An 18,638-nucleotide genomic window follows, 5' to 3' on the forward strand; every position below is an offset into this window, starting at 1 on the left:
CAATGCGAACCAATCAGCTCTGTAAATCGTACTGCTTCAGCAGGTCGTACAGCGTCGGCCGACTGATCCCCAGCATCTTGGCAGTGCTGGAAATATTGCCCTCGCTGCGGGCCAGTGCATGGCGGATCACCTTGCGGTCGGCCTGCTCACGCGCGGTCTTAAGATTGAGGGCATTGGCCACCTGTTCGTCCGGCTCGGCGAGGTCGAGATCGACGGCAGAGACCAGCTTTTCGTCCGCCATGATGACGGCGCGCTTCACCCGATTCTCCAGTTCGCGGACATTGCCCGGCCATTGCCATGCATCGATTGCCGCCAGCGCATCGGCGGAAAAGCCCCGCACGCGCGGGTTCATTTCCTTGGCGTAGCGATTGAGGAAGGCCTTCGCGAGCAAGGTCGCGTCGCCCGGCCGCTCGGCAAGGCTGGGGATCTTCACGACGATCTCGGCGAGCCGATAGAACAAGTCCTCGCGGAACCGTCCATCGGCGATCATCGCCTCCAGATCCTGATGCGTGGCGCAGACGATGCGCGTATCGACGGGGATCGACTCCCGCGAACCCACGCGCTCGATCACGCGCTCCTGAAGGAAGCGCAGCAACTTCACCTGAAGCTGGAGCGGAATATCGCCCACTTCGTCGAGGAACAGCGTACCGCCGCCCGCTTGCTCGATCTTGCCGGGGGTGGTCTTCACGGCCCCGGTGAAAGCGCCCTTCTCGTGCCCGAACAGCTCGCTTTCCAGCAGGTTCTCGGGAATCGCGGCGCAATTGATCGCCACGAATTCACCCTTGGCCCGCCCGCTCGCCTCGTGCAGCCCGCGCGCCAGCAGTTCCTTGCCGGTGCCCGACGCGCCGAGCAGCATCACCGAGACATTGGTGTTGGCCACACGCTCGATCGTCCGCGCGACGCGCACCATTTCCGGCGCTGCGGTGATCATGCGGCCGAGAACCTTGTCGTCCTTCTCCACCTTGGAGGCCAGACGACGGTTCTCGTCCTCAAGTCGATGCAACTGAAGCGCACGGCGCACGATCAGCCCCAGCGCATCGATATCGACCGGCTTCTTGTAGAAGTCGTAAGCCCCGCGCGCGATGGCCTGAAGCGCGGATTCGCGCGCGCCATGGCCCGAGGCGACAATCACCTTAGTATCGGGCTTCAACGCCATGATCTCGTCGAGCACGGCAAAACCCTCGGTCACGCCGTCGGGATCGGGCGGCAGGCCGAGATCGAGCGTCACGACATCGGGCATTTCGGAACGCAGCAGCGCCATGGCCTGCGCGCGGTCGCCCGCGATCAGGACCTCGAAATCCTCGTAAGCCCACTTGAGCTGGGCCTGAAGCCCGGCATCGTCCTCTACGACAAGCAGCTTCGGCAGCGCCTTGGAAGTTTCTGTCATCTCAGGCTACTTTCTGATCCTTGGCGGCAAGGGTCTGGTAAAAATCGGTGGCGGCGGCGAGCGGGATGCGGACGACGAAGCGCGATCCCAGCCCCTCGCGGGATTCCACTTCGAGGCGGCCGCGCATCGCCCGCACCAGCTCGCGGGCTTCGAACGCGCCAATGCCGAAGCCGCCGCTCTTGGTGGAGACGAACGGCTTGAACAGGCGGTTACGCACGAATTCGGCGGACATCCCGCAACCGGAATCGAGCACTTCGAACCGGGCATTCAGGCCGTCCGTGGCGAGCGAAAGGAACACGGGACTGTCAGGCTCACTGGCATCGAGCGCGTTCTGAATGAGGTGGACGAGCACCTGATCGAGCGAATGACGGTTCGCCGTGACCATGATCTCCAGCGTTTCCGCCAGAACGACTTGCGGATTGTCGCGGAATCGCTCGATCACGCCCCGTGCGACATCACCTGCGGGAACCGGTTCCAGCTTGTCCACCGCGCCGTTTCCATAGCGCGAAAGGCGGGCCAGCAAGGCGTTGAGCTTGTCCGACGAATTGCGCAGCGTCACCAGCATGTCGGCGCGGAACGCGGGCTTGTCAGCATGAAGCTCGGCATTGCGGGCCAGCAGGCTGAACTGGCTGGCGAGGTTCTTGATATCGTGCATCACGAAAGCGATGCGGCGGTGGAAATCTTCGAACCGGCTCGATTCCGCCAGTGCTTCCTGACTGGAATTCTCCGCAAGGTAGCTCGCAAGCTGCTGGCCGATCACGCGCAGCAGGTCGAAATCCTCCCAGTCCAGCTTGCGCGTCAGTTGCGGACGCGCAAGCACGACCATGCCGACGAGCCGCTCATAATGCACCAGCGGCACCAGCGCCCAGGCGCGCGGCTCGGCCAGCAGCCATGCCGGGACTTCGACTTCGTGTCCGCCGGCCATGACGCCGGTGCGCTGCTCATCAAGGTCAGCGATGAAGGCGTGCCTCTCGAACGGCGCCAGCGCACGCAGCGGGTAGGCCACCGCGGGAACGTCGATGTCACGCCAGTTCCAGCGCGCGGCAATGGTGAGGTCGCCCTGATCGCCGGGGGTCAGCAGCAGGCCTGCCGCGCTGGCGGTGACATCTGCGACCGACTGGACCACGCGCTCTCCCAAGGGCAGCGCCTGTTCGCCGCCGCTGCCGATGGTGCGCGTGAACCGCAGCCATTCCTCGCGGTAGTCATATCGGTGCTGGAAGAAGTGCTTGGCCAGCGTCACTTTCAGCCAGCCCCGCACCCGCCGCGACGGTAGCACGACAAGCGCAAAAGCGCTGGCCAGCGTCAGGAAGGCCAGTTCGATCAGGCGCGCGAAATCGCCTCCTGCATAAGCCAGCCACTGCGCCACGGCGACCATGGCGACGAGGTAGACGCCGATCACCAGCAGCGAAAACGTCTGGAACGTCACCGCGCGCGAGGGGCGCAGGCGCAGTTCGTCACGGTTGCGCGCCGCGCCGATGGCAAGGCATGCCGCCAACGCCATCGCCGAAAGCCCCCGCAGGGCCGCGATCTCTACCGGCCATGTGCCCCCCAGATAAGCGATCGTGTAAAGGTTGAGGTCGAAGGCCCAAAGCACCGCGAGCCCTGCTGCCGGCCAGCGCAGCGCTCCGCGCGCCTCACGCGGCGCACCGGCGTAGAGGTTGTGGACCAGCACCAGCCCGCCCACGGCCACCAACAGACGAAGCATCACCGTGAAGTCGAATGCCACTTGCACAATATGCCGCTCGAAAGCGGGGCGCGAAAGGCCAAGGTCTACCCCCAGATGCAGCACTTCAACGAAGACCAGCGCGTAGATTACCGGACGGATCGGCGCGAGGCTGGCGTGGCGCCCATCGCTGGCGAACAGCGCGTATACGGCCATCAACCAGCCCAGATTGCGCGCGCTCTCTGCCAGAGAGACTGTCAGCATGTTCGCGGTCGCCGCTGCGGCTACTGCCCATGTCGCAGTCAGCAACAGCGCGGCGACGATCGGCGTGCCGGCCTTGGCGAAGCGCCCGCGCTGCGGCCAGAGCCAGAACGCCAGGCTCGCCACGGCGACCGCTCCGGAGAGGTTGAGCGCGGCGCCGACGCTCGACCACAATATGGCGGTCTGTTGCCCGATAATCATCGTGCCCCCTCGCTCCACAGCACCACTCGCAACGTCTGAAGAATGATCAGAAAATCGAGGAATGGCGTGTAGTTCTTCGCGTAATAGAGATCGAATTCGAGCTTGTGGCGGGAATCCTCGATCGAGGCGCCATAAGGGTAATTGATCTGCGCCCAGCCAGTGATCCCCGGCTTCACCATGTGCCGCTCAGCGTAATAGGGCAGTTGTTCTTCTAGATCGGCCACGAATTCGGGCCGCTCCGGACGCGGGCCCACGAAGCTCATCTCGCCCTTGAGTACGCTCCAGGCCTGCGGCAGTTCGTCGATCCGCACCTTGCGGATGAAGCGGCCGACGCGGGTAATGCGGGGGTCGTCCTTCTGTGCCCACTTTGCACCCGCGATTTCGGCATCGGTGCGCATCGAGCGCAGCTTCACCACGTCGAAAGCCTCACCGAACAGGCCCACGCGCGATTGCCGGTAGAACGCCGGGCCCCGGCTGTCGATCTTCACGATCAGCGCGAACAGGACGATGACGGGCGCGGCCAAAACCAGCAGCAGAGCGCTCGCACAGATGTCGAACACGCGCTTGGCCGCGCTGGAAAGCATCCGGCCCGAGGAAAAGCCGTCGGAGAAGATCAGCCAGCTGGGATTGACCGTATCGAGATCGACGCGGCCGGTTTCGCGTTCCAGAAAGCTGGAGAACTCGTTGACGTGGACACCGGTGGTCTTGATCCGCAACAGGTCCTTGAGCGGCAGCGAATTGCGCCGTTCCTCCAGCGCGAGGACGACTTCGCTGACGCCAAGGTTGCCCACGAAGCGGGTCAGATCGTGAATCGCGCCGCGCGCTATCGCTTCCTCGACCACCGGCTTGGCCTCGCTCATGCCGATGTAGCCGACGATGGCGAAGCCGCTCTCCGGCCGTTCGGCCAGATCGCGCAGACGCTGCGCCCGATTTCCGGCGCCGAGCACCAGCACGCGACGACGGAACGCGGATGTGCCAAGGAAACCGCTCAACACCAGCCGGTTGGCCATCAGCAGCAGGATCGCGAACGCCATCGAATAGGCCAGCGTCGAGCGCCAGAAGTGCTGCCCGGCAACCAGGAAATCGACGAAGGAAAGCGCGATCACGCCCAGCGAAACCGCCACCAGCAGACGGGCGGCCGCAAAGCGCATGGAGCGCAGCGCATCGCCGCCGTAGACCCCGACCGCGACCATGGCGAGCACGATCACCGCCGCAAAGGCGCCGTGGACCCCGAGCCGGCCGGCAAGATCGCCCGCCTCCATTCCGATCTGCTCCGCGCGCAGCCGCCACGAGATTTCGTTGGCCAGCGCCAGCAGCACCACGTCGACAAGCCAGAGCAGCACGACCGCGTGGGGAATGTAATGTTTGAACAGGCGAATCATAGTCGCGGGGGCGCCATTTGCCGGGCCGGATGCGGCCTTGCCCCGATCCTAAGGAAAATGGGTAAACTGTCGGTAAATCTGACAATCGCCATTGCCGCGGGACGCACCGATTTCAGCCGAATGCGTCCTTTGCCTGGCATCGATGTCGGGCGGATTTACAGCCCGGTAGATGCGATATCTTAAGAGATCAGGTGCGTGGCATCAGCCTCATCGCGGTGAGCGTGATCGCCTCGCTGCCCGAGGAAATGACCTTGTCCGCCACCGGTGCCCAGAACGGGCTGTGAAGCGAAGGCAGCGGCGCCCCGCCGGACTTGGCAGCAGCCAGTTTGGCCGGATCGACCCCGCCCACCCAGAAAATCACCGACTGGATATGGTTCTCGTCCGCACGGCGGAATTCGCCGAAATCCTCACCGCCCATGACCGAAGGCGTGATGATCACATTGGTATCGCCCATCTTTCCCTTGAGATCGGCGACGGCCGTCTGGGTGAATTCCGGCGAGTTCCATGTTGCTCGCGTATGCGGTTCCTTGACGGTAATGACCGGCATGAGATCGTCCGACAGGCCGGAGGCGATGGCCTCGCCGCGCGCAATGCGCCGGATCCCGTCGAGCAGGTGCTCACGCGTCTCATCCGAATAGCTGCGCACGGTCAGCTGGAGCTTGGCATCGTCGGAAATGACATTGTGCTTGGCTCCGGCGTGGAACGAGCCCACCGTCACCACCACCGGATCGAGCGGATTGGTTTCGCGGCTGGCAAGCGTTTGCAGCTTCATGACGATGCTGCTGGCCAGAACGATCGGGTCCTTGGTCGTCTGCGGGTAGGCACCGTGGCCGCCGATGCCCTTTACGTCCATGTCGACGCTGTCGACATTGGCGAGCGCCCAGCCCACCGCCGCGCCCACCTGCCCGGCAGGAAGATCCGCCGAATCGTGGAAGGCCAGCGTGAAATCGGGCTTCGGGAAGCGGGTATAGAGCCCGTCCTTGAGCATCGCGAGCGCGCCCTCGCCCGTCTCCTCTGCAGGCTGGCCGATCATCACTAGCGTGCCCGACCACTCGGACTTATGCGCCGCCATGAGCCGCGCGGTCTCGATCCACGCGGTCATATGCGTATCGTGCCCGCACGCGTGCATGACGCCGCTCTCGACCCCGGCGGTGGACGTGCCGCGCTGCTTCGAGGCGAACGGCAGCCCCGTCTGCTCGACCACCGGCAACGCGTCCATGTCGGCGCGGATCAGCACGGTCGGCCCCTCGCCGTTCTTGAGGACGGCAACGACGCCGGTTCCGCCGACTTTCTCGGTAACGGTGAAGCCTGCGTCCCTCGCGGCCTTGGCAAGGATGGCAGCGCTGCGCAGTTCCTGTGTGCTCAGTTCGGGATGAGCGTGAAGATCGCGATAGATCGTCATCAAACCCGGCAAGTCGCGGCTGATCGTGGCTGAAAGCTCGTCCTGCGGCGCAGCGGCCAGTGCCGGGGAGGAAAAGCCGAAAACGGCTGCGGAGACAGTGACGAACAGGGTTGCGCTGGCTTTCATGAAGCACAGCCTATGTCGTGCCGGGCAGTCCGACAAGCCGCTCTGTTCGCGACTTTCCCCAACCCGGTGGGGTACTTCAGGCCCCCAGCAGGCCATGCTCCTCAAGCGGGCGCGTCACGAAGTCCGGCATATGCAGTTCGCGCACCAGTTGCCGCCGATCCCGCGCGACTTTGGGATAGTCCTTCGCGGCCTGATCGAGCACTTTGCCCGCCGCCTGCACTTGCCCGTCCAGCGCATAGGCCGACGCCAGCAGATAGCGCGGAATGAGCCCGCGATCCTCGGCATTGAGGCGGGCATAGTGCACGGCCTGCGCGCCGTCCTCGCGGAAAAGGGCATCGATCACCAGCCCGGACCAGTACCATGCCGGATGGCCGGGATTGAGCTGGATAGCCTTCTCGGCCAGCGCCGGGGCAATGTCATGCTCGCCCAGCACACCGAGCAGCCGGCTCGCGTCGGCAAGGATCTCGGAATTGTTGGGGCTGATTTCCAGCGCCTTGCCGATCGCCTCGCGCGCGGCGTCGAAGTCGCCGTTGTGGAAACGCGCGATCGCCAGGAACTGATATGCCTGCGCATTGGTCGCATTCGCCGCCACCGCCCTTGACGCGGCATCGAGTGCGGCCTGCGAACTGCCGGTGCCCTCGGCGACGGCCTGATAGGTGTGAACCCACGAGAGCAGCGCCCAGCCGTTCGAATAGTTGGGATTGGCGGCAACCGCGCGCTCAAGGCACGCCTTGACCGGTCCGAGCGTGCCGGGCTGCTTGCTGCGCATGAACTCGAACGCGCGCAATTCGCAGAAATAGTGCTCCATCGAGACATCGCGGTGGTTTTCGAGATCCTGTCGCATCGTCTCGTGGATCACGCCGTAGGGCTGCCCGAGCCGGGAAGCGACGCCCAGCGCGATCTCGGACTGAAGTTGGAGCAGATGCTTGGGATCATAGGAGAGCAAATCGCTGTTCTGCGACCAGACCACCACCCCGCCGGGAATCCGCACAAGGCTGGAGTTCACGCGGAACTTGTCCCCCGCCGCCACGACGGAGCCCTGCAGCACGAAACTGCTGCCGCGCGGCGCCGCTTTCGCCCGCCGCTCGACCGCCGGCGAGACCCCGTTCTCGTCCAGGCCAATCACCGCGAGATTGGGTAGCTGGGAGAGATAATTGACGAGATCGTACTGGATGCCATCGCGCACTTGCGTGATTTCGGGCGAGGCCCCGCTGAGGGCGAACGGGACAACGAAGACTGTCGGCCCCTGCGGCATTTCTCCGGCACGGGCGATCGCGGTATCGCGCTCGTCCCCCGGCCAATAGACGATCAGCAGCGCAGATACGAGCGCCAGCACTGCCAGCAGTACCCAGGCGCGGCGGCGCAAGTTCAGCGCGCTCGCCGAATGGATCATGTCTTCGCGGCGGGGCTCGATTGGGGGGGTATCCATCGCGGGCGAGACATGGGCGTCCGGCTCAGCCGGTCCATTCCTGTCAGCCGCATCGGTGAGCGCTGTCTCCGTACCGGCCGGCACCTCATTCGTTGGCGGAATTGGAGCCGCCGTCACCAGCGCCGGTTCCGACGCATACGTGCGAACCGGCGCGTCCTCCAGCGTTGGCACATAGGAGCCCCGCTGGATAACGATGCGGACGGGATCGTCCTGCCCCTCTCCCGCATAGTGTTCGACCAGCGCCTTGCGCAGCCGCGTCATCTGTACGCGCACGATCGAATCCGACGAGGCATCGAAATCCTCGTCCCGCCCGAAGACATCGAGCGCAATGGCATAGCCTTTCAGCCTGTCCGCATGACCAGCGACAGTCTGTGTGACAAGATGGGTGAGAAGTTCCGCAAGCCGCGGCGAGGATCGGAAAGTAGCGGATCCGACAACGCGCGAAAGCGCGTCCTGGAATTCGGCATGACTACGTTCCATGTCATTCCCTTCGCGGACAAAATAGTCCGGATAGAGAGACTTGGCAAACGCACTTGCCGCCCGTTGCATGCAACCGGGCGCGGTACGGCGCGGTTCAGGGCAATCCGCGCCGGTCCACTCCCCCCGGAGTAGACCGGCGCAGCGGGGCGGAGTGAACTCCTGCCCGTTTTGCGACCCGAAGCAGCCACGGCCGTCCTCGGGGGGCGGGCGTGGCCGGACTTGCGGGAAATGCAGGAATCCGATCGGCGGCAGTAGGGGAAACCGCACGCGCCCGGTCCAACTCGGCACTCGTGAAACGGGCCGGATTCCAGCAGTTCTCGATACGAATGCAGTTTGCGAACCGGAGGAAGACAGCCTGAGCCGGCAAGTCCGCAATACGGAAGGCATCGACGTATCGAGCGACGAAACGGCTAATGACCCAAATCGGCCGGGGCCGTCAGTGTTTAACCGTTAAACTGCGCGGGATTTCGGATTATCGGCGCTGAAACATCAGCATTTTACCAAGGAAGGGCGGCCGATAAGGCAGGCCCGATTCCCGGTGATCATTCTCGGCCGGATCATGATCGATCCGGCGAATCGCGTGTGGTGCCCCTGGCCCGACTCGAACGGGCACGCCTTGCGACAAACGATTTTGAGTCGTTCGCGTCTACCATTCCGCCACAGGGGCACGCTTGCACGCCGGCCGTTCACACGATGATGAACTGCTCTGACGCTGACGCCGACGCCTTAGCCGCGCCGGCGCCCTTGCTCAAGTCACTTGAGCGCAGTTACCAATATCTTGTGGAGACGCGAGTGCAAAACGTCGTTGCCGGCAAGGATCTCGGTGTCGCAGATCGACGGCGAACGGCCCTTCCAGTCCGAAACGAAGCCGCCGGCTTCACGCACGAGAAGGCAGCCTGCTGCCGTGTCCCACGGCTTGAGATCGGCTTCCCAGAAGCCTTCGTAACGGCCCGAGGCCACCCATGCGAGGTCGAGCGCGGCCGAACCGAAGCGGCGGATGCCCGCAACCTGCGGGGCAAGCCCGTGATAGATTCGCGTCCACTGCCCGGCATCGCCATGGCCCGCGAACGGAATGCCGGTGGCGATCACGCTCTCATCGAGGTGACGGCGCGAGGACACGCGCAGGCGGCGATCCTGAAGCCAGGCACCGCGTGCCTTCTCGGCCCAGTAGCTCTCGTCGGTGACGGGCTGATAGATCAGTCCGGCAGTGACTTCGCCCCAGCCCTTGCCGTCAAGGCGCGGTTCCTGCACCGCGATCGAGATCGCGAAATGCGGAATGCCGTGCAGGAAGTTGGTCGTGCCGTCGAGCGGATCGACGATGAAGCGCGGCTTGGTGGGATCGCCCTCGATCTCGCCCGCTTCCTCGAACAGGAAGCCCCAATCGGGGCGCGCGGCGCGCAGTTCGTCCCAGATCGTCCGCTCGGCAGCCTGATCGGCCTTGGAGACGAAGTCCGCCGGGCCCTTGCGCGAGACCTGGAGGTGCTCGATTTCGCCGAAGTCGCGACGGAGCCGGTTGCCCGCCTTGCGGGCCGCCTTTTCCATCACGCGCATGAGACCGGAAATGGCCGCCATAATACCTTAGTCCTTCGATGGCCGGATGTTACCGGCCGGTTATCCATATGCAAGTCGGCCGCGCCGACCCGGTCATCGGCCCTGAACGGGCTTTCCGGGCGCGGGCTGGCCCGGTGCAGCTTGGCCGGGTGCCGCCTGCGCGCTGTGATTGCAGATCGCCACCATGGCGCTCAGCATTTCATCAGGCTTGTCGCGGTGCACCTTTTCGGGATTGTCGGCGATGACCTTGTCCATCGCCGTACTGATCCGCGAGAGCGAATTGTTGTAGAGGCAGCCGACCAGCACACCCTTGATCGGCTCATCAACCTTGTCGGACTGGAGCCCGGAGATCAGCACCTTGAGGTAGAGCAGCGCGTGCTGCACCTCAGGCGGCGGTGCCGCAGGCTGCGGGGCCGGCTTGGCTGCGGACGCGGCGGCCGGCTTCGCGGCAGGCTTGGCCGCAGCCGCCAGCACCGGCGAGGCGCCGAATGCCAGAGAACCGGCGAGCAGCGCGGAAACGACCGCCCGGCGCATCAGTCGGCCTTCCTGACGTAGGCCTTCTCGTACACGTCAACGACGATGCGCGTACCGCTTTCGATGTGCGGCGGCACCATCACGCGCACGCCGTTGTCGAGCACGGCGGGCTTGTAGCTGGACGAGGCGGTCTGACCCTTCACCACGGCGTCGGCTTCGACGATGGTGGCTTCAACCTGTTCGGGAAGCTGGACCGAGATCGGACGCTCTTCCCACAGTTCGAGAAGAACCTGCATGCCGTCCTGAAGGAACGACGCGGCATCGCCGAGCAGGTCGGCCGGGAGCTGGATCTGCTCGTAGGTTTCGATGTCCATGAACACCAGCTGGTCACCCTCGACGTAAAGGAACTGGAAGTCCTTGGTGTCGAGACGCACCTTTTCGACAGTGTCGGCGCTGCGGAAGCGCACGTTCGTCTTGCGGCCGTCGATGAGGTTCTTCATCTCGACCTGCATGAAGGCGCCGCCCTTGCCCGGCTGGGTGTGCTGCGTCTTGGCAACTTTCCAGATGCCCTTTTCGTATTCGAGGATATTGCCGGGACGAATGTCGACGCCGCTGATCTTCATGGAGTAAACCTTAAGATGGGAAAGAGCCGGTGTACGGAAAGCATGGGCCCTTAGCCGAGGACACTGACTGTGGCAATTGCTTCGCGCCAATGCTAGCGCATTGGTCATGAATCGCGCCCTATTCGCCCCTGCCCGAGCGCTTGCGCCCGCATTGCTGCTTGCGCCCGTCCTGCTGATGACCATGGCCGCGCCGGTGGCGGCGCGCAACTCGGCACCGCCGATCCCCGGCGGCCCCTTGGGAACATTGGCGCTGGGCCGCTACAACTGCGAGAAGGACGGCGATGCCGGTGGTCCGGTGGGAATCCCGGTGCCGACGCTCAATTTCCAGGTGGTCATCTATTCCAGCTATAAAGGCGTCGACGGCGTGCGCGGCAGTTATCTGTTAACCGGCGACGACGTGGTGATGACCGGCGGCGGGCTCAGGGGCATGCGCCTGCACCGCATTTCGCCCGGCTTCCTGCGAGTGGTCGGTGCGGACGGCGCCGATACCGAAACGCGCTGCGTGCTGAGTTCGCGCAGGCCGCAGTTCCATGGCGATTCCGGTTCCGATTCCGACAGCGACGGTTGATCTCTCCGCTTCATGACAGCACCTAAAGGTCCCAGCGGCTGATCGCTCCGGCGGTTTGCCCTGACTTCCGATCCACTCTAGCCACCGGCAATACGAATTGCGGGGAGCAGGACAATGGACCTCGGATTGGCCGGAAAACTGGCGATCGTCACCGGGGCGACCGCCAATATCGGCCGCGCCATAGCGCTCGAACTGGCACGCGAAGGGGCACGGACCGTACTGGTCGGCCGCGATGCGGAGGCCGGCGCACGACTGGCCGAGGAATGCCGGCAGGCCGGAGCGCCTGAGGCGCTTTTCGTTGCCGCCGACCTCACCGACCCGGGCACTCCGGCTCGCGTGCTGGACGCTGCCGAGACACTTGGCCCGGTCGATGTGCTGGTCAACAACGTGGGCGGCAATGTCGCGCAGGGCTTCTTCGCCGATTCCGATCCCGCCACCTGGATGGCCGATATCGACCTCAATTTCGGCACGGTGCTGCGCATGACCCACGCCGTGCTGCCGGGCATGATCGCGCGCAAGGCGGGCGCCATCGTCAATGTCGGCTCCACCGCGGCGCTTGTCGGCGACTACCAGCTTGCGGTCTATTCGGCCGCCAAGGGCGCGGTGCACAGCTTCACCGTGGTCCTGGCCAAGGAACTGGGTCAGCACGGTATCCGCGTGAACGCCATCGCGCCCTACGCCACGATCTCCCGCGATCCCGCCGCATTCAGCAAGGGCAGTCGCTTCCACCCCGAATCCGGCATGTTCAGCCGCGGAACCGCCAGCGTGTCCGAAGAAGATCGCGCAATCCGTCAGCGCCGCACTTTTGTCGGCCGGCCTTTCGCGTTGCCCGAGGAAATGGCCGGCATCGTGGCATTCCTTGCAGGGGAGCGCGCCAGCTTCATCACCGGGCAGGTCTATCCGGTGGACGGCGGCGCGCTGCTTTAAAGCACGGCAATCGAGAAGGCGAAGACATGGCTATCGACGAAAAGGCACTCTGCGAACTGCTCGACAAGGACGCGATCCGCGACCTGGTGCTGCTCTATTCGCGCGCGATCGACCGGCAGGACATTGCGCTGCTGCGCGATCTCTACACCGAAGATGCCACCGACTCGCATGGCGACAGCTTCGATGGTCCGGCGGAAGACTACTGCCGTTTCATCGAGGGGTCGTTCCCCTACATGCCCTATTCGGGCCACCATGTGTGCAACCACATGATCGCCGTGGATGCCGGGGGCGATACGGCCTGCGGCGAAGTCTACGCGCTGGCGTGGCACCTCATTCCGGCGCGCGACGGCTCGCAGGAAGAGGACTTCATGGCGGTGCGCTACATCGACAATTACCGCCGCTGTGCCGACGGCAAATGGCGCTTCTCGAAGCGCGTGGTGACCTACGACTTCAAGCTGCGCCGCCCCTTCGACGGCGGCGGATTGCTCGGCCAGGGCGCAGCGGACCCGAGCTATGCGCTGTGCGACCATCCGCTCTTCGCGCGGGGCGCGCGGACCTGAGAAAACAGCCCTCGCCGCCTACCCTCGGCAGCACGATGATCGTCTGCCGAGGTGCCTTGCAGCAGGCTCAGGCCGAAGGCGCGTAGCCTCCGTTAAGCGGATAGGTCTGCCCCGTGATCCATTCCGCCGCGTTCGAGCAGAGGAAGCTCACCAGCGCGGCCACATCGCTCGACTTGCCGTAGCGGCGGATCGTGTAACGCGACAGCATCGCCTTGGCATGATCGCTCGCCGTCACTTCGGCCAGTTGTTCCTCGCTCATGTCCGGCATCAGCGCCGAAAGCGAGACCGAATTGCAGGTCACATTATAGCGCCCCAGTTCCTTGGCGATCGAGCGCATGAAGCCCTGCGCGCCTGCCTTGGCCGAGGCATAGACGGCCATCTTGGCCTCACCCACGCGGCCCGAATCCGAAACGATGGTGACGATCCGCCCGCGCTTCGCCTCGACCATGTTGGGGATCAGCGCATAGCTGCAATTGTAGACACCGTAGAGATTGGTGCCGAGATAGCGCTGCCAGTGCGCCGGGTCTTCCTCCCAGAAGTTCTGCGTCGGCCGGATCGAGGCCGTGGGGCCCGCCATGCCGGCATTGTTGACGAGCACGGTCGCCGCGCCCAGTTCCCGGGTGATCGCCGCGTTGGCCGCCCTTGCCGCTTCCAGATCGGTAACATCGAACGGCACCGCCAGTGCCGGCACGCCCAGCGCGCGCACTTCGGCTGCCACGGCCTCGGCCCGCTCGGCAACGTAGTCGTTCACGGCGATGCCGCCCGCATTGTGCCGCGCCAGTTCCAGAGCGGTCGCCCGGCCCGCATTCTGTCCGGCGCCGGTGACCAGAGCCACTTGTCCGCCCAGATCGATCAGATCGCTTCCCTGCATTCTGTCCTCATCCATTGATTTCTTCTGTCACGGTCAAGTTTCGCACGCCCTCACGCGCCTCGCGACGTTGCAAAGCCCGATATCGCGCGCGCGGTTACGCCATCGCTCCAAGGGTGCTTAGTCTTGTCCGCAAACAGGAAATCGGGAGAGACGGGATGATCGAAGGCTTTGACCTGACCGGACGCGCCGCGCTGGTCACCGGCGGCGGCACTGGCATCGGCAAGGAAGTGGCACGCCTGCTGGCGCGGCGCGGCGCCGATGTCATGCTGGCTGCCCGCCGCGCCGACCGGCTGGAGGCCGCCGCGCGCGAGATCGCGCAAGAGACCGGCCGCCGCGTGGCAAGCCTGTCCTGCGACGTGACCGACGCCGACGCGGCCACGGCCATGGTTCAGGAAGCGACAGATCGGCTGGGGCGGCTCGACGTGCTCATCAACAATGCCGGGATGTCGAGCTTTTCCGCGCTTTCGAAGATGGCGCCCGAGCTTTGGGACAAGGACGTTCGGCTCAATCTCAATGCCGCGTTCTACGTCTCGCACGCGGCTATCGCCCATCTCAAGGCGCATGGGAACGGGGCGGTGGTCAATGTCTCGTCGCTGGCCGGGATCAACGGCACGGTAGGTTGCGGCGCCTATTCCGCCGCCAAGGCAGGACTCCAGATGTTCACCCGCGTCGCCGCCGCCGAATGGGGGCCTGCCGGAGTGCGTGTAAACTGCGTGGCGCCGGGCATGATTGCCACCGAGCTTGCGAAACGGGGCTGGGCCAAGGTCGGCTTCGACGCCACCGATGCGTGCAAGGTGTTTCCTCTTCGCCGACCGGGGACCCCGCTGGAAGTGGCTCAGGCGATTGCCTTCCTTGCCTGCGATGCGGCCAGCTACATTACCGGCGAAACGCTGACGGTGGGCGGCGGACCGCAGCTCAAAGGCATGATCGACGCGGATTGAGTGGCGGAGCGCTACACTCTTGGCACTTCACTCGTCGCCCCCGCGAAGGCGGGGGCTCCGCTTCCTTCCCGCTACGCCTCAAGAACAAGCGGGGTCCCCGCCTGCGCGGGGACGACGGATCGTGTTTGGATAAGTAGCGCGCCCTATCCCCAGAGCGCCTCTGCCGCCGCCAGCCCCTGCGCACCGCGTCCGCCCAGTTCCGAGGTGAGCAGCTTGAGCCGGTACGTCCACAAATGCAGCGGATGCTCCAGCGTCATGCCCATGCCGCCAAGGAACTGGTGGTAATCGTAGCACACCCGCTTGGCGGCTTCCTGCGCATGAAGCAGCGCCATCGCCGCATCGGCGCTGTCGCCAGTGGCCGCCGCACGCATGGTGAGCCAGTAAGCGGTATTGGTCACCACTTGCGCCTCGGCCAAACGGTGCCGCATGGCCTGGAAGGTCGCGAGCGGGCGACCGAACTGCTTGCGCTCGGACACATAGGTCACCACGCTCGCCAGAGCCGCGCCGAGCAACCCCGCCGCCTCCGCCGCCATGGCGACGCGCCAGGCTCGGGTCACGTTCACCGGATCGACATCGTGCGGAGTCATGGCCTCGGGCAGTCCGGTCAGAAACGCCACCGGATAAGCGTAGAGCGTATCCTCCTGCGCCGGAGCGATCCCATCCGCGCTCGCCGTGAAACTGCGCACGCCCGAGTGGCCGACAACCACCACCGTCGCACCGGGACGCAGAAAGCGCACGGGCCCAGAGGTCCGGCCTTCCTCGACCAGACAAAGCGGACGCGGCAACTCGGGATCGATCAGCGGGCGCACCAGAGCCGATGCCGCCGCTTCCACCGCGAACGGCAGGCGCGCCAGCTTCTCGACCACCAGCGCTGCGGTTACAGGGCCGAGTTCCTCAACCGCCATGACATCGAGAAAGCCGTTCTCGACAAGCGCCGCGTCAAGCTCCGTGCTTTCCAACGCCAGCCCGGCATCATGGAGCGGCGCCGAGGCGAAGGGCCGTGCAAGCGCTTCGACGAAATCGAGGACCTGCGTCTGGTCTTCGTTAAGGGCAAGCTGCATCAGCGCGGCTCCCGGGGCAGTTCCAGCACGTCGCTGGCGATGATGTTGAGCTGGATCTCGGCCGATCCGGCGGCGACGCCCGCGACAATGCCGCGCTGGTGGTGCATCTTGAGATAGGGCGAAGCGCCCGCGAGCGCCTCGGGCAGAAACTCCACCACGAATTCGCAAACCGCGCGTTCGGCCATGACGGTGGCATAGCGGGCTGAACTGGACTCGGCGCCGATGGCCAGCCCGTCCACGCGCTTCTGGACGACGGCATAATTGGCCGTTCCCGCCGCCTCGCAGAGCGCCGCGCAGCGCGCCGCCTCGATCCGGACGTATTCGCGGGTGAAGTCGCCGCGATCCTTGAGCATCATGACCGCGCGATCGAGCGCGGCGCGGGCAAGCGTGAAGCGCGGGATGCCAAGGCGTTCGTTGCGCAGCGAATAGGCGACGATCTCCCAGGCCTGTCCCTCCTCGCCGAAACGGGCGGTTTCGGGCACGGTCACATCGTCGAAGAAGACTTCGTGAATGTCGCCCTCACCGATCAGCGAGGGGATCTGGCGCACGGTGATGCCCGGCGTGTCCATCGGCACGAGGACGATGGTAATGCCTTTCTTGCGGTCATCACTGGTGCGCGTGAGCAGGAAGCAGGTGTCCGCCAGCCCGGCGTAGGAAGTCCAGATTTTCTGGCCGTTGATGACGTAATGGCCGTCCTTCAACACCGCGCGGGTGCGCAAGGACGCAAGGTCCGATCCCGCATCCGGCTCCGAGAAGCCCTGACACCACAGCGATTCCCCGCGCGTGATCGGCTCCAGATAGCGCGCCTTCTGCTCGGCCGTGCCGTACTTTTCCAGCGTGGGGCCGATCCAGTTGACGTTCATGTACTGGCCGCCGCGCGGCTCACCGGCGATCCACATCTCTTCGGAGAGGATCTGCTGCTCCCAGGGCCCCAGCCCCTCACCGCCCATCTCCTTGGGCCAGTGCGGGAACAGCAGGCCCACTTCGGCCAGTTTCTCACAAAAACCGCGAGCAAACGCCGTCAGCGCCGGAGACGCGGGACCGTGTTCGGAGAACTTCTCCCACCCCTCGGGCAGTTGGGCGTGCAGGAAGTCCCGGATCTTGTGCCGGAACGCATCCTGTTCCTCGGTCCATTCGAACTGCATGGCATCCTTCGCGTCTGTTCTTTCTCCCGGCGTTACCCAGCGGGCATCCCACCCACAAGCCAAGGGCCAACGCCCCGGCGAAAACCGCCTGGGAGTTCACCGAATTGACGAAAATGCGCATCGTGAGCACCCTCTTGCCAAGGGGCTCGGCCGGTCGATCGCCAAACCCGGGACCGGAATTGGGGAAACAACGATGCCGGCAATCCGCCAGATCATCCTGCTCAGCATTGCTCTTGCCGCTCCGGCCGCCGCGCAGGCCCCGAAGGCCGCCGCCCTGCCACCCGCACAGTTCGACCAGTTGATGCGCGCGGCGGGCTACGTGAAGGCCGGCAATGTCTGGCACGGCTGCGACGGCGCCACTACCGCCACCCGTCAGGCGGTGGAACTCAAGGACATCAACGGAGACGGCCACCCCGAAGCCCTCATCACCGCCGAAAGCACCGAATGCTTCGGCATGGCCGGCACGGGCTTCCAACTTCTGCGCCAGACGCCCGCCGGCTGGCAGCTCATGGCCAACGAGACCGGCATCGCCACCTTCCAGACCACGCGCGGGGTGGACGGCTATCCCGATATCGAGATCGGCGGCCCCGGCTTCTGCTTCCCCATCGCCCGCTGGAGCGGCAGCGAATACAAGACGATCCGCTTCGCTTACGAAGGCAAGCCCTGCAAGCCGCCGCGCTGAATCACTGGCGAACCGCCCCGATGGCCGCAGGCGAGACATAGCGCGTGGTCGAAATCCCGCCATCCACCGCGATAGTCTGCCCATTGACGAAGCCTGCCTCGTCTGAAGCAAGGAAGGCGACCATATTGCCGATATCCGCCGCCGAGCAATCGCGCTGGAGCGGGGTCAGTTCGTGGTTGGTGCGACGGAAGAAATCGAGGTCCCAGAAGGCGGTCGTCATCTCCGTGCGCACCACAGTCGGCGCCACATAGTTCGAGCGGATGCCGCGCGGGCCATATTCGGCGGCCATGGTCTGCATCAACCCGATCTGCCCGGCCTTGACGGTGGAATAGGCCCCGCCGCCTGGCGTGCCGTAGAGCCCCCAGGTCGAGCCGATGAAGAGGATCGAACCTCCCTCATTCATCACCTTCAACGCCTCGCGGCAGAGCCGGAACGGCGCGCGCAGGGAAATGCCGAGCACTTCGTCAAGCATGTCGTCAGTGGTCTGGTCCACCGGCCCAAAGTTGAACGAGCCCGCATTGTTGACCAGCACGTCGAGCCGGCCGAACTTCTCCACCGCAGCTTCGACAATCGCACGCGGCGCGTCGTCCGCCGTGGCATCGACGGCGACGAAATCGAACGCCATTGTGCCTGCCAGCGTATCTTTCAGCGCCTGAAGCTTGCCCGCATTGCGCCCGGTGCCGAGGACTTTCACGCCCTTCGCGCCCAGCGCGCGGACTATGGCCTCGCCTATGCCGCCTGCCGCTCCGGTGACGACTGCTACCTTGCCCTTCATTGATCCTGCTCCGCTGTGCCGTCGCCGCTTTGAGGAAGCGGGATCCCCGCCTTCGCGGGGATGACGGTAATTTTTCAATCACGATTGAGCTGGGAACCTGCGACGAGGCCAGCGAGATCGCCCCCACCT

At 64.9% G+C, this 18,638-nt stretch carries 17 protein-coding genes and 1 tRNA gene; 5 read left to right on the top strand and 13 right to left on the bottom strand.

Annotated elements, in window-relative coordinates:
• Positions 1-13: 13 nt before the first annotated feature.
• The 9 genes from prsR to efp form a co-directional block, all read right to left on the bottom strand.
• Positions 14-1,387 carry a PEP-CTERM-box response regulator transcription factor gene (gene prsR, locus AC1VVK_RS02830; protein ID WP_482904295.1) on the bottom strand — a complete coding sequence of 458 codons (1,374 nt, stop codon included), beginning with the start codon at positions 1,385-1,387 and terminating at the stop codon, positions 14-16.
• A 1-nt stretch (position 1,388) separates the two neighbouring features.
• Entirely contained in the window at positions 1,389-3,512 is a 2,124-nt protein-coding gene (prsK, locus tag AC1VVK_RS02835) for an XrtA/PEP-CTERM system histidine kinase PrsK (protein WP_482904296.1), read from the bottom strand.
• Positions 3,509-4,894, bottom strand: coding sequence for a TIGR03013 family XrtA/PEP-CTERM system glycosyltransferase (locus AC1VVK_RS02840; RefSeq protein WP_482904297.1), 1,386 nt, complete (start codon positions 4,892-4,894; stop codon positions 3,509-3,511). Before AC1VVK_RS02840 ends, prsK begins: the two co-directional genes overlap by 4 nt.
• Before the next feature lie 187 nt (positions 4,895-5,081).
• Entirely contained in the window at positions 5,082-6,422 is a 1,341-nt protein-coding gene (locus tag AC1VVK_RS02845; RefSeq protein WP_482904298.1) for an amidohydrolase, read from the bottom strand.
• A gap of 76 nt (positions 6,423-6,498) precedes the next feature.
• Positions 6,499-8,331, bottom strand: a complete 1,833-nt coding sequence (locus AC1VVK_RS02850; protein ID WP_482904299.1) for a tetratricopeptide repeat protein — start codon at positions 8,329-8,331, stop codon at positions 6,499-6,501.
• A gap of 583 nt (positions 8,332-8,914) precedes the next feature.
• A tRNA-Leu gene (locus tag AC1VVK_RS02855) sits at positions 8,915-8,998 on the bottom strand.
• An 86-nt stretch (positions 8,999-9,084) separates the two neighbouring features.
• The gene (locus AC1VVK_RS02860; RefSeq protein WP_132385527.1) at positions 9,085-9,903 is read right to left on the bottom strand and encodes an inositol monophosphatase family protein; all 819 of its coding nucleotides are present in this window, start codon (positions 9,901-9,903) and stop codon (positions 9,085-9,087) included.
• Between the two features lie 72 nt (positions 9,904-9,975).
• The gene (locus AC1VVK_RS02865; protein ID WP_482904300.1) at positions 9,976-10,416 is read right to left on the bottom strand and encodes a hypothetical protein; all 441 of its coding nucleotides are present in this window, start codon (positions 10,414-10,416) and stop codon (positions 9,976-9,978) included.
• Positions 10,416-10,979 (bottom strand): elongation factor P, encoded by a 564-nt coding sequence (gene efp, locus AC1VVK_RS02870; RefSeq protein ID WP_132385529.1) that lies wholly within the window; start codon positions 10,977-10,979, stop codon positions 10,416-10,418. The genes AC1VVK_RS02865 and efp overlap by 1 nt, the downstream gene beginning before the upstream one ends.
• A gap of 106 nt (positions 10,980-11,085) precedes the next feature.
• On the opposite strand from efp, the gene AC1VVK_RS02875 reads away from it, so the two are divergent.
• From AC1VVK_RS02875 to AC1VVK_RS02885, 3 genes are all read left to right on the top strand, one after another.
• Positions 11,086-11,547, top strand: coding sequence for a hypothetical protein (locus AC1VVK_RS02875; RefSeq protein ID WP_482904301.1), 462 nt, complete (start codon positions 11,086-11,088; stop codon positions 11,545-11,547).
• Positions 11,548-11,661: 114 nt separating this feature from the next.
• Positions 11,662-12,474, top strand: a complete 813-nt coding sequence (locus AC1VVK_RS02880; protein WP_482904302.1) for an SDR family NAD(P)-dependent oxidoreductase — start codon at positions 11,662-11,664, stop codon at positions 12,472-12,474.
• A 26-nt stretch (positions 12,475-12,500) separates the two neighbouring features.
• Complete coding sequence (locus AC1VVK_RS02885; RefSeq protein ID WP_482904303.1) at positions 12,501-13,034, top strand: nuclear transport factor 2 family protein; 534 nt, start codon at positions 12,501-12,503, stop codon at positions 13,032-13,034.
• 67 nt (positions 13,035-13,101) lie between these two features.
• Here AC1VVK_RS02885 and AC1VVK_RS02890 read toward each other — a convergent pair whose 3' ends face one another.
• Positions 13,102-13,920 carry an SDR family NAD(P)-dependent oxidoreductase gene (locus AC1VVK_RS02890; protein WP_482904304.1) on the bottom strand — a complete coding sequence of 273 codons (819 nt, stop codon included), beginning with the start codon at positions 13,918-13,920 and terminating at the stop codon, positions 13,102-13,104.
• A 140-nt stretch (positions 13,921-14,060) separates the two neighbouring features.
• Between AC1VVK_RS02890 and AC1VVK_RS02895 the strand changes: the two genes are divergently transcribed.
• Complete coding sequence (locus tag AC1VVK_RS02895; RefSeq protein ID WP_482904305.1) at positions 14,061-14,846, top strand: SDR family NAD(P)-dependent oxidoreductase; 786 nt, start codon at positions 14,061-14,063, stop codon at positions 14,844-14,846.
• A 143-nt stretch (positions 14,847-14,989) separates the two neighbouring features.
• Here AC1VVK_RS02895 and AC1VVK_RS02900 read toward each other — a convergent pair whose 3' ends face one another.
• Positions 14,990-15,907 carry an acyl-CoA dehydrogenase family protein gene (locus tag AC1VVK_RS02900; RefSeq protein WP_482904306.1) on the bottom strand — a complete coding sequence of 306 codons (918 nt, stop codon included), beginning with the start codon at positions 15,905-15,907 and terminating at the stop codon, positions 14,990-14,992.
• The gene (locus AC1VVK_RS02905; RefSeq protein WP_132385534.1) at positions 15,907-17,052 is read right to left on the bottom strand and encodes an acyl-CoA dehydrogenase family protein; all 1,146 of its coding nucleotides are present in this window, start codon (positions 17,050-17,052) and stop codon (positions 15,907-15,909) included. The genes AC1VVK_RS02900 and AC1VVK_RS02905 overlap by 1 nt, the downstream gene beginning before the upstream one ends.
• Before the next feature lie 193 nt (positions 17,053-17,245).
• Here AC1VVK_RS02905 and AC1VVK_RS02910 point away from each other — a divergent pair, with 193 nt between their 5' ends.
• The gene (locus AC1VVK_RS02910) at positions 17,246-17,734 is read left to right on the top strand and encodes a hypothetical protein (RefSeq protein WP_482904307.1); all 489 of its coding nucleotides are present in this window, start codon (positions 17,246-17,248) and stop codon (positions 17,732-17,734) included.
• Between the two features lies 1 nt (position 17,735).
• Here the strand turns inward: AC1VVK_RS02910 and AC1VVK_RS02915 are convergent, their stop codons facing one another.
• On the bottom strand, positions 17,736-18,509 hold the full coding sequence (locus AC1VVK_RS02915) for an SDR family NAD(P)-dependent oxidoreductase (RefSeq protein ID WP_482904308.1): 774 nt from the start codon (positions 18,507-18,509) through the stop codon (positions 17,736-17,738).
• Positions 18,510-18,638 lie beyond the last annotated feature (129 nt).

It is taken from the genome of Novosphingobium sp. BL-S-32, from assembly GCF_056857055.1.

What these genes read in the sequence shown, in the direction of transcription:
- AC1VVK_RS02895 (WP_482904305.1), top strand. Translation starts at nt 14,061, where the DNA reads ATGATCGAAGGCTTTGACCTGACCGGACGCGCCGCGCTGGTCACCGGC.
- AC1VVK_RS02905 (WP_132385534.1), bottom strand. Translation starts at nt 17,052, where the DNA reads ATGCAGTTCGAATGGACCGAGGAACAGGATGCGTTCCGGCACAAGATC.
- AC1VVK_RS02900 (WP_482904306.1), bottom strand. Translation starts at nt 15,907, where the DNA reads ATGCAGCTTGCCCTTAACGAAGACCAGACGCAGGTCCTCGATTTCGTC.
- AC1VVK_RS02880 (WP_482904302.1), top strand. Translation starts at nt 11,662, where the DNA reads ATGGACCTCGGATTGGCCGGAAAACTGGCGATCGTCACCGGGGCGACC.
- AC1VVK_RS02865 (WP_482904300.1), bottom strand. Translation starts at nt 10,416, where the DNA reads ATGCGCCGGGCGGTCGTTTCCGCGCTGCTCGCCGGTTCTCTGGCATTC.
- AC1VVK_RS02860 (WP_132385527.1), bottom strand. Translation starts at nt 9,903, where the DNA reads ATGGCGGCCATTTCCGGTCTCATGCGCGTGATGGAAAAGGCGGCCCGC.
- AC1VVK_RS02840 (WP_482904297.1), bottom strand. Translation starts at nt 4,894, where the DNA reads ATGATTCGCCTGTTCAAACATTACATTCCCCACGCGGTCGTGCTGCTC.
- prsK (WP_482904296.1), bottom strand. Translation starts at nt 3,512, where the DNA reads ATGATTATCGGGCAACAGACCGCCATATTGTGGTCGAGCGTCGGCGCC.
- AC1VVK_RS02885 (WP_482904303.1), top strand. Translation starts at nt 12,501, where the DNA reads ATGGCTATCGACGAAAAGGCACTCTGCGAACTGCTCGACAAGGACGCG.
- prsR (WP_482904295.1), bottom strand. Translation starts at nt 1,387, where the DNA reads ATGACAGAAACTTCCAAGGCGCTGCCGAAGCTGCTTGTCGTAGAGGAC.
- AC1VVK_RS02875 (WP_482904301.1), top strand. Translation starts at nt 11,086, where the DNA reads ATGAATCGCGCCCTATTCGCCCCTGCCCGAGCGCTTGCGCCCGCATTG.
- AC1VVK_RS02845 (WP_482904298.1), bottom strand. Translation starts at nt 6,422, where the DNA reads ATGAAAGCCAGCGCAACCCTGTTCGTCACTGTCTCCGCAGCCGTTTTC.
- AC1VVK_RS02910 (WP_482904307.1), top strand. Translation starts at nt 17,246, where the DNA reads ATGCCGGCAATCCGCCAGATCATCCTGCTCAGCATTGCTCTTGCCGCT.
- AC1VVK_RS02850 (WP_482904299.1), bottom strand. Translation starts at nt 8,331, where the DNA reads ATGGAACGTAGTCATGCCGAATTCCAGGACGCGCTTTCGCGCGTTGTC.
- AC1VVK_RS02890 (WP_482904304.1), bottom strand. Translation starts at nt 13,920, where the DNA reads ATGGATGAGGACAGAATGCAGGGAAGCGATCTGATCGATCTGGGCGGA.
- efp (WP_132385529.1), bottom strand. Translation starts at nt 10,979, where the DNA reads ATGAAGATCAGCGGCGTCGACATTCGTCCCGGCAATATCCTCGAATAC.
- AC1VVK_RS02915 (WP_482904308.1), bottom strand. Translation starts at nt 18,509, where the DNA reads ATGAAGGGCAAGGTAGCAGTCGTCACCGGAGCGGCAGGCGGCATAGGC.